Origin of the sequence: Streptomyces sp. NPDC006997 (assembly GCF_040635175.1) — a bacterium.
GTDB lineage: Bacteria > Actinomycetota > Actinomycetes > Streptomycetales > Streptomycetaceae > Streptomyces.
Genome location: NZ_JBEYHH010000006.1, coordinates 238746 through 248130, shown reverse-complemented (window position 1 = coordinate 248130; position 9385 = coordinate 238746). Strand labels below are relative to the sequence as shown.

The window sequence follows — 9385 nt, the reverse complement described above, 5'->3', positions numbered from 1 at the left end:
ACCGCGGCGAAGATCGCCGAGCTGAACCTGCGCAAGAACCTCCTGGGCACCCACCGCCTTGTCCGCATACGTTCGTCCCGCAGCGAGCCGTCGAAACCAACGACGGCTCCCCACAAGGGAGAACGGGGGTGCACGCGTGCGCATCGGACTGCTGACGGAGGGTGGCTATCCGTACCTGAACGGTGAGGCCAGGCTCTGGTGCGACCGGCTCGTGCGCGGGCTCGGACAGCACGAGTTCGACGTCTACGCGCTCAGCCGGAGCAGGCGACAGGAGGACGAGGGCTGGCCGCCGCTGCCACCGCAGGCCACCAGGGTGCGCACGGCGCCGCTCTGGACGGTGGAGGACCACGGGACGGTACTCGGCAGGCGCGCCCGCCGCCGCTTCGCCGAGCACTACGGCGACCTGGCGACGGTCCTGACCACCCCCGCCCTCCAGGCCTCCGCCTCCCAGGCGGACCGTTTCGCCAGCGCCCTCTACGGACTGGCCGAGCTGGCCCGCGACACCGGCGGCCTGCCCACGGCCCTCCGCTCCGAGACCGCCGTACGCGCCCTGGAGCGCGCGTGCCGTGCGCCGGGCGCCCGGCGCACCGTGCGGGCGGCGCGCGTACCGGACCTGCTCGCCGTGGCCGCGCGGCTGGAACGCGCCCTGCGCCCCCTCTCCCTCGACTGGTACGAGGACGACGCGCTCGGCGCCGTCGACCTGTGCCACGCGGCCTCCGGCGGCCCGGCCGCCCTGCCCGGACTGCTGGCCCGCCACTTCACCGGCGTCCCCCTGCTGGTCACCGAGTACGGCGTCCGGCTGCGCGCCCACCACCTGGCCTCCGGCGCCGGTGACACCGCCCCGGCCGTCCGCGCCCTGCTCGCCGCCTACCACGGCAGGCTCGCCGCCGAGACGTACCGGCAGGCCGCCTGCGTCACCCCGGGCAACGGGCACGCCCGCCGCTGGCAGGAACGCTGCGGCGCCGACCGGGCCAAGCTGCGCACCGTCTACCCGGGCATGGACGCCGCGCCGTTCGCCGAGGTGGGCGAGGCACCGCACAGCGGGGACCCCGGGACACTGGTGTGGGTCGGCCAGGTGGAGCCGGCCAAGGACCTGGTCTCCCTGCTGCACGCCTTCACGGAGATCCGCAGGACCGAGCCGAGGACCCGGCTGCGGATCATCAGCACCGGCACCGAGGACGCGGCCTACCTCGCCCACTGCCAGGCCCTCGCCGCCCACCTCTTCCCCGACGAGGCCGAGGGGCGGCACGCCGTCGGCGACAACCCCGTGGCGTTCGAGGCGATCGGCGAGTTCCCGGGGCCCGCCGACGCCTACGCCACGGGCGCCGTGAGCGTGCTCTCCAGCGTCGTCGAGGGCTTCCCGGTCGGCCTGGTCGAGGCCATGCTCTGCGGTCGCGCCACGGTCTCCACCGACGTCGGCGCCGTGCTGGAGGTCATCGGCGGCACCGGACTGGTCGTGCCGCCGCGCAACCCGAGGGCGCTCGCCGAAGCCTGCCTGGACCTGCTGCGCGACGCCGGGCGCCGTGAGCGCCTCGGCGCCGCCGCCCGCGCCCGCGCCCTCGAACTGTTCACCGTGGAGCAGAACATCGCCGCCTTCCACGGCATCTACCTGGACATCGTGTCGCACAGCCCGGTCCGCCGCGTCGTCGTCGACGCCACCGGCGAACCCCTCCCGTTCGCCGTCCCCGCCGAGGCCCACCTCCCCGGCCGCTGGACCGACCGCACGCCTCGCACCGCCCCCAGCTGGGCCCCGGGCCCACCGGTGCGCGCGACGCCCCTGACCGCCACGGAGGGGGCCCGGTGAACGACCAGACGGCACCCACCACGCCGCACCGCGGCGCCGCGGACCCGGTCAGGACCCTGATGCACCGCCACCGCGACCTGTGCGAACGCGCCGTGGACCCCCTGGAGATCGCCGCCGCCCTGGAGGCCCACGGCCTCACCGACCGCTCGGCGGCCCGCTTCCGCCACCGGGACGTCTTCTCCCTGGCGGAGGAGATGTACGCCCGCTCCCCCCGGGACACCCCGCCCCCCACGCACCGACCACCTCACGACCCACCCCTTTCCAGCACCGCCAGCCACCCCCTCCGCACCTTGCTCCCGGCCGCCCTGGCCGCGGCAGCCGTGACCGTCTCGTACCTGCCCCAAGGCGGTCCCACTCGCCTGCTCATGACGGCGGCGGCCCTCCTGACGGTCACCCTGGCGGTCAGGGGCCCGCTCCCCGCGACACCCGTCCTCTGGCTCCTCACCTACGTGGCGCTGGGCGACGGCCTCCTCCAGGCAACCCTCACGGGAGGACCGGACGCCCTGCCCACCGGGACCACCGAGGACCCCTGGCCGCTCACCACCGCCCCCCTCCTGACCCTGGCCCTCGTCTGCGCCCCCGCCGCCTGGTGCACCCGCCTCTTCGCCTCAACCGCCCGCCGCAGACTGACGGCCAGCCCACGCCTGGGCGACTTCACCAGCGCGGTCCGCCCCCTCCTGCTGGCCACCGTCGCCCTGTACCTCACCTCCCTCGCAGCCCTCCTGGCCGCCTGCACCACCCTCCTCGACCAGCCCGCGAGCTACGCCCAGACCCTCACCCTGGGCGCCCTCCTCTTCCTGGCCCGCCTCCTGGCGGCGCACGGCCGGACCCACGCCCCCACCCTGGCCCTCACCGCCGCGGCCACCACCCAGACCCTCACCCTGGCGGCCCTCCTCACCGCCCGACTCCCGGGCTGCGCGTTCCTGGCGACCCCCGTGGAGAGCGCCGTAGCCACCTGGGGCCCCGGAGCCATCCCCGCCGTCAGCTGCGCGGCGGCCGCACTGGCCCTCCTCCTCCACGCGACCCGCACGCTGACCCGGGCGACCGCCCACGCACCACCGGACGGACCGTGCTGACGGCACCGCACGGGCCCTTCCGCAGGAGAACCCCATGACCACCGACCCCATGACCACCACCGGCACCCCACCCACCGCACAGACCCCCGCACACCTCCTCACCCCGGGAGCCGCACGATGAGAGTCCTGCTGATCGGCCCCAACGGCTACCTCGGCCGCTTCGTGGCAGACCGCCTCCTCGCCGACCCGGCCGTCCAGCTCACCGCCCTCGGCCGCGGCGACGACGCCGACGTCCGCTTCGACCTGGCCTCCGGCAGCCCCGGCGCGCTCACCCGCTTCCTCGACGCCGTCCACCCCGGCGTGGTCATCAACTGCGCGGGCACCACCCGCGGCGGCGCCCGCGACCTCACCCGCCACAACACCGTCGCCGTGGCCACGGTCTGCGAGGCACTGCGCCGCAGCCGCTGCGGCGCCCGCCTGGTGCAGATCGGCTGCGCCGCCGAGTACGGCCCCAGCCAGCCCGGCTCCTCCACGGCCGAGGACGCCGTCCCCCGCCCCGGCGGCCCGTACGGCGTCAGCAAGCTCGCCGCCACCGAACTGGTCCTCGGCTCCGGCCTGGACGCCGTGGTCCTGCGGGTCTTCTCACCCGCGGGCCCCGGCACCCCCGCGGGCTCCCCCCTGGGCCGCCTCGCCGAGGCCATGCGCCGCGCCATGCAGACCGGCGACGGCGAACTGAAGCTCGGCGGCCTGGGCGTCCAGCGCGACTTCATCGACGTCCGCGACGTGGCCCGCGCCGTCCACGCGGCCTCGCTCTCCGCCGCCCAGGGCGTCATCAACATCGGCTCCGGCCGCGCCGTCCGCCTCCGTGACGCCGCCGCGGTCCTCGCCCGGGTCGCCGGGTACGGCGGCGCCCTCCACGAACTCGACGGCCCCCCGCCCTCGTTGCGGTCACCTCTGGCCCACAGCCTCGGCCACCCGGCTAGTGGCGGGGGAGCCCACGGCCTCGGCCACCCGGGCGGCGCCGGAGCCCACTCCGCGGGCCACGCCGCCCTGGCCCACACGGTCGGCCACCCCCGCCACGACCCCGACCACCCGACGCCCACCGCGGGCCCGCCGTCCCTCCCCCCGGCCGCGTACCCGTACCCCGACGGCTGCGGCAGCTGGCAGCAGGCCGATGTCCGCACCGCCCGCGACCGGCTCGGGTGGCGCCCCCGGATCAACCTCGAAGAGTCCCTCGCCGACATCTGGATGGAGGCCGCATGTCGCATCTGACCAGCACGGCGTCCACCGCCCCCGGGCGCGTCACCGGCACCGGCGTGGGCGTCCCCGGCTACGCGCACCCTTTGGTGGCCCCCGAGGAGTGGGCCGGTCTGGCCCGCCCGGGAGCCCCGCTGCACTGGGCCGTCCTGAACGTCGCCGACGGCCCCGGCACCCGCCTCGACCCGCGCTGCCTCCAGGCAGCGACCCGGCTGCGCACCGCGGGCGTCCGCATCCTGGGCCACCTGCCCACGACGGACACCGCGACCGCGGCCCACACCGCCCACCGCTACCTCGACTGGTACGGCGTGGACGGCTTCTACCTCGACCGCTGCCCCGCCGACCGCGCCGCGCTCCCCGGTATCGGCCGCACGATCACCGCCCTCCGCGCCCTGCGTGACGATGCCCACATCGTCCTCGGCCACGACAGCCATCCGCACCCCGGCTACGCCGACCACGCCGACCAGCTCGTCACCTACCGCGGCCCCTGGAGCGACTACCGCTGGTCGCAGGTGGCGGAGTGGACCGCCGACCACCCGCCCGAGCGCTTCTGCCACTTCGTGCACGGCGTACCCCGCGGCCACCTCGAAGAAGCCCTGCGCATCGCCCGCTGGCAGGGCGCCGCGACGATCTACTTCACCGACCGCACCCCGCACGCCGGTACCAGTCCCTGGGAGACGGTGCCCGGCTACTGGGACGAATTCGTCTCGCGGGTCGGGACAGGTGTCTCGGAATGAAAAAGGCCATGGCAGTGTTACAGGCAGAACAACCGTAGTGATTGACCGACCAACGGAGTCCCCGTGTCGCTGCCACCCCTGGTCGAGCCCGCTTCCGAGCTCACCGTAGACGAGGTCCGCAGGTACTCCCGCCACCTGATCATCCCCGACGTGGGCATGGACGGGCAGAAGCGGCTGAAGAACGCCAAGGTGCTCTGTGTGGGCGCCGGTGGCCTGGGCTCGCCGGCGCTGATGTACCTCGCCGCCGCGGGCGTCGGCACGCTCGGCATCGTGGAGTTCGACGAGGTCGACGAGTCGAACCTGCAGCGCCAGATCATCCACAGCCAGGCGGACATCGGCCGTTCCAAGGCCGAGTCGGCCCGCGACAGCGTGCTCGGCATCAACCCGTACGTCAACGTGGTCCTCCACGAGAAGCGGCTTGAAGCCGACAACGTGATGGACATCTTCAGCCAGTACGACCTGATCGTCGACGGCACCGACAACTTCGCGACCCGCTACCTCGTCAACGACGCGTGCGTGCTGCTGAACAAGCCGTACGTATGGGGGTCCATCTACCGCTTCGACGGTCAGGCGTCCGTCTTCTGGTCCGAGCACGGCCCCTGCTACCGCTGCCTCTACCCGGAACCCCCGCCACCCGGCATGGTCCCCTCCTGCGCCGAGGGCGGCGTCCTGGGCGTGCTGTGCGCGTCCATCGGGTCCATCCAGGTCACCGAGGCCATCAAGGTCCTGACCGGCACGGGCGAGCCGCTGGTCGGCCGACTGATGATCTACGACGCCCTGGAGATGCAGTACCGGCAGGTCAAGGTCCGCAAGGACCCGAACTGCGCGGTTTGCGGCGAGAACCCGACCGTCACGGAACTCATCGACTACGAGGCCTTCTGCGGCGTCGTGTCGGAGGAGGCCCAGGCGGCGGCCGCCGACTCCACGATCACTCCCAAGCAGCTCAAGGAGTGGATCGACGACGGTGAGAACATCGACATCATCGACGTCCGCGAGGTCAACGAGTACGAGATCGTCTCGATCCCGGGCGCCCGTCTGATCCCGAAGAACGAGTTCCTGATGGGCACCGCCCTGGAAGGGCTCTCGCAGGACAGGAAGATCGTCTTGCACTGCAAGACGGGTGTCCGCAGTGCGGAAGTCCTGGCGGTCCTGAAGTCCGCGGGCTTCTCGGACGCCGTCCACGTCGGCGGCGGTGTCATCGGCTGGGTCAACCAGATCGAGCCGGACAAGCCGGTGTACTGAGCCGCCCTGCCACCAGTCCGACCGGCGGGGGTTCCGGGCACCGGGTGTGCCCGGAACCCCCGCCGTCGTCATGAACAGACCTTGCCGTCCTCCGGTACCGCGCCCTCCAGCAGATACGCGTCCACCGCCGAGTCGACACAGTCGCTCCCACTGCCGTAGGCGCCGTGCCCCTCGCCCTTCCAGGTGAGCACCACACCCACGTCGGCGCCCAGTTCGTCCGCCATCGTGCGGGCGCCCTCGTAGGGCGTCGCCGGGTCGCCGGTGTTGCCGACGACGAGGATCGGTGCCGCGCCGGGCGCGCTCACCTCCGGGGTGTCGAACTGCCCGGTCACCGGCCACTGGTGGCACCACCCGGCCGTGTCCCAACCGAGGAACGCCCCGAACACCGGCGAGATCCGCTCGAACTCGGGCAGCAGGGCCTTCGCCTCGGCGGGCGTCGGCCGCTGCTTGTCGTCCAGGCACGATATGACCCGTTGCGAGTGGGTCGTCGTGCCGTAGTGCCCCGACGGGTCGCGGTCGTTGTAGCCGTCGGCGAGCGCCAGCAGCCCGGAGCCGTCGCCCCCCTCGGCCGCGTCCAAGGCACTGGTCAGGGTGGGCCAGCTGGTCTTGCTGTAGAGCGGCAGGACGATGCCGGTGACGGCGAGGGTCTGCGTCAGCTCACGCCCCGACGAGGTCGGCAGCGGCTTCGCGTCGATCCGCTCCAGCAGGTCGGCGATCTCCCGGGTGCCCTGCTCGGGGTCCTTGTCCCGGGACTCCAGGTAGTCCTCCAGGGCGCGCTGGAAGCCCGTGGTCTGGTTCCTGGCGTGGCCCACGCTGTCGGCGGCCGGGTCGACGACCGCGTCCAGGATCATCCGCCCCACCCTGTCGGGGAAGAGATGGGCGTACACACCGCCCAGTTCGGTGCCGTAGGAGATGCCGAAGTAGTGCATCTCGTCGTCCCCGAGGGCCTGGCGCATCAGGTCCATGTCCCGGGCCGTGTCCGTGGTCGACACATGGCTCAGCAGCTTCCCGGCGGCCCGCGCGCAGCCCTTGCCGAAGTCGGCGGCGTCCTGGAGGTAGGCGCGCTCCTCGCCCGGGGTGTCCGGGGTGACGTCGATCGCCTCGGCGGCCTGGATCTCCTTGTCGTCGCGGCAGCGGATGCCCCCGCTGGCGCCCACGCCCCGCGGGTCCCAGCTCACCAGGTCGTAGTGCTCGCGCAGTGCGGAGGCCGTGCTGGCGTAGGCGGGCAGGGTCGAGACGCCCGACCCGCCGGGCCCGCCGAAGTTGAACAGCAGGGAGCCGATCCGGTCGTCGCCCGTGGCCTTGGCGCGGATCAGGGCCAGGTCGATCGTCTCGCCCTTCGGCTTGGACCAGTCGAGGGGGGCCTTGAGCGTGGCGCACTGCCAGTCACCGCCCGGCGCGGGACTGTCGTCGGTGCCCTCGCACTTCCCCCAGTCCAGGTCCTCCACGACCGGCGCGGAGGCGCTCCCGGACGAGGCCGACCGGTTGCCGGGCGCGGGCCCGTCCCCTGTCGAGTCGCCGTCACCACCGCCACTGCACCCCGTCCCCAGCAGCACCGCGGCAACGCCGAGCGCCGCGCACCGTACAAACCGCGCCATGTCGCACATCCCCCCTCGCAGGCCGTCCGCTTCCGCGCCGCGGACCGCAGTCAGGCCATGCTATGCGCAACGTCGTGATCTCGCCGAAGCCTGTGGATAACCTTCTGACCTGCGAGTTTAGTGACCAGATTGACGTGTCAGGAGCAAACGGTCCCGGCCGCGGGCACCTTCCCGTCCAGCAGATAGCCGTCCACCGCGCCCCGCACACACTTGTTCCCGCTGTCGTACGCGCCGTGCCCCTGCCCCCTGTACGTCAGCTCGACACCGACGCCCTCACCCAGCGCGTCCACCATCTTCCGCGCCCCCTCGTACGGTGTCGCCGGGTCGCCGGTGTTGCCGACGACGAGGATCGGCGCCGCGCCGGGCGCGCTGACGTCGGGATGGTCGGCGGCGCCCTGCACCGGCCAGTCGGTGCAGCTCAGCATGGACCACGCCAGGAAGTCGCCGAACAGCGGTGAGGCGGCCCGGAACCCGGGCAGCCGCTGCCGCACCTGTTCCTCGGTGTACCGGGCCCGGTCGTCGGCGCAGTTGATGGAGACGTTGGCCGGGACCAGGTTGCTGTACTCGCCGTTCTCGCCGCGCCCGTTCAGCGCGTCCGACAGCAGCATCAGGATCTGGCCGTCCCCGTCGTACGCCTGTTGCAGACCGTCGGTGAGGTACGGCCAGAAGTCCTGTGAGTACAGCGCCTGCGCGATGCCGTTGGTCGCGGCGGTCTGGGTCAGCCGGCGGGTGACGGCGCCGGGGATCGGGTGGGTGTCGAGGTCCTCGAGGAGCCGGGCGATGCGGTCCTTGACGTCCTGCGCGCTGTCCCCGATCGGGCAGTCGTCCTCTCCGGACCCTTCCGCCACGCAGTCCTCGGCGAAGTTGTCGAGCGCCCGCTGGAAGCCCCTGGCCTGGCCGAGGGAGCCCTGTGCGGGGCTCTGCGTCGGGTCGACGACCGCGTCGAACACGGCGCGGCCCACCTTCCCGGGGAACAGGTGGGCGTAGACGCCGCCGAGTTCGGTGCCGTAGGAGACGCCGAAGTAGTGGAGCTTGTCGTCGCCGAGGACCCGGCGCATCAGGTCCATGTCGCGGGCGGCGTCGGTGGTGGCCACGTGCGGGAGCATCCGCTCCGAGCGGTCCTCGCAGGCGCCGTTGAAGTCCCGGACGCCTTCGAGGAGTTCGCGGCGTTCGGCGGCGTCGTCGGGGGTGGAGTCCAACTGGAAGTAGGCGTCGAGCCGCTGGTCGCTCTCGCACCACACGGGGGCGCTGCGGCCGACCCCGCGCGGGTCGAAGCTGACCAGGTCGTAGCGGGTGCGCAGGGTCTCGTACTCCTCACCGAAGGCGGGCAGCGTGGTGACGCCGGAGCCGCCGGGTCCGCCGAAGTTGAAGACGAGGGAGCCGATGCGCTCGCCGCCCCTGCCGCTGGCCCTGGCCCGGATCAGGGCGAGGTCGATGGTGTCGCCCTCGGGGTCGTCCCAGTCGAGGGGCGCCTTCATGGTGGCGCACTGCCAGGCGGTGCCGTCCGGCAGTGGTGACGGGGCGGTGCCGCCGCCCTGGGCCTGGTCCGGGGCGGGGCAGTCCTTCCACGCGAGTTCCTGGGCCGACAGGTCCTCGTCGCCGGGGTCGTGGTCGCCGCATCCCGCCAGCAGGGCGGCCAGCAGCGCGGCGGTGGCGGTCAGGGCGGCGACGCGCGGGCGGGAAGGGTTCGACATACACCCATCCTGCGACCCCACCGGGCCACCCGCGCGG

7 protein-coding genes are annotated in these 9385 nt (G+C 73.3%); 5 read left to right on the top strand and 2 right to left on the bottom strand.

Translation table 11 applies throughout. The features are described 5' to 3' along the window. Positions 1-136 precede the first annotated feature (136 nt). The 5 genes from ABZ659_RS08595 to moeZ all read left to right on the top strand — a co-directional run bounded on the left by ABZ659_RS08595 (position 137) and on the right by moeZ (position 6056). Positions 137-1804, top strand: a complete 1668-nt coding sequence (locus tag ABZ659_RS08595; RefSeq protein WP_360214976.1) for a DUF3492 domain-containing protein — start codon at positions 137-139, stop codon at positions 1802-1804. After that, the gene (locus ABZ659_RS08590; protein WP_360214973.1) at positions 1801-2880 is read left to right on the top strand and encodes a hypothetical protein; all 1080 of its coding nucleotides are present in this window, start codon (positions 1801-1803) and stop codon (positions 2878-2880) included. Before ABZ659_RS08595 ends, ABZ659_RS08590 begins: the two co-directional genes overlap by 4 nt. 117 nt (positions 2881-2997) lie before the next feature. Next, positions 2998-4092 carry an NAD-dependent epimerase/dehydratase family protein gene (locus tag ABZ659_RS08585; RefSeq protein ID WP_360214970.1) on the top strand — a complete coding sequence of 365 codons (1095 nt, stop codon included), beginning with the start codon at positions 2998-3000 and terminating at the stop codon, positions 4090-4092. Beyond that, positions 4080-4814, top strand: coding sequence for a spherulation-specific family 4 protein (locus tag ABZ659_RS08580; protein WP_360214967.1), 735 nt, complete (start codon positions 4080-4082; stop codon positions 4812-4814). Before ABZ659_RS08585 ends, ABZ659_RS08580 begins: the two co-directional genes overlap by 13 nt. Positions 4815-4877: 63 nt before the next feature. Then, on the top strand, positions 4878-6056 hold the full coding sequence (gene moeZ / locus ABZ659_RS08575) for an adenylyltransferase/sulfurtransferase MoeZ (protein ID WP_360214964.1): 1179 nt from the start codon (positions 4878-4880) through the stop codon (positions 6054-6056). Positions 6057-6124: 68 nt separating this feature from the next. Here moeZ and ABZ659_RS08570 read toward each other — a convergent pair whose 3' ends face one another. Together ABZ659_RS08570 and ABZ659_RS08565 are read right to left on the bottom strand one after the other, a co-directional pair. Next, on the bottom strand, positions 6125-7654 hold the full coding sequence (locus ABZ659_RS08570) for an alpha/beta hydrolase (protein WP_360214961.1): 1530 nt from the start codon (positions 7652-7654) through the stop codon (positions 6125-6127). 137 nt (positions 7655-7791) lie between these two features. Next, on the bottom strand, positions 7792-9348 hold the full coding sequence (locus ABZ659_RS08565; RefSeq protein ID WP_360214958.1) for an alpha/beta fold hydrolase: 1557 nt from the start codon (positions 9346-9348) through the stop codon (positions 7792-7794). Between the last annotated feature and the right edge of the window lie 37 nt (positions 9349-9385).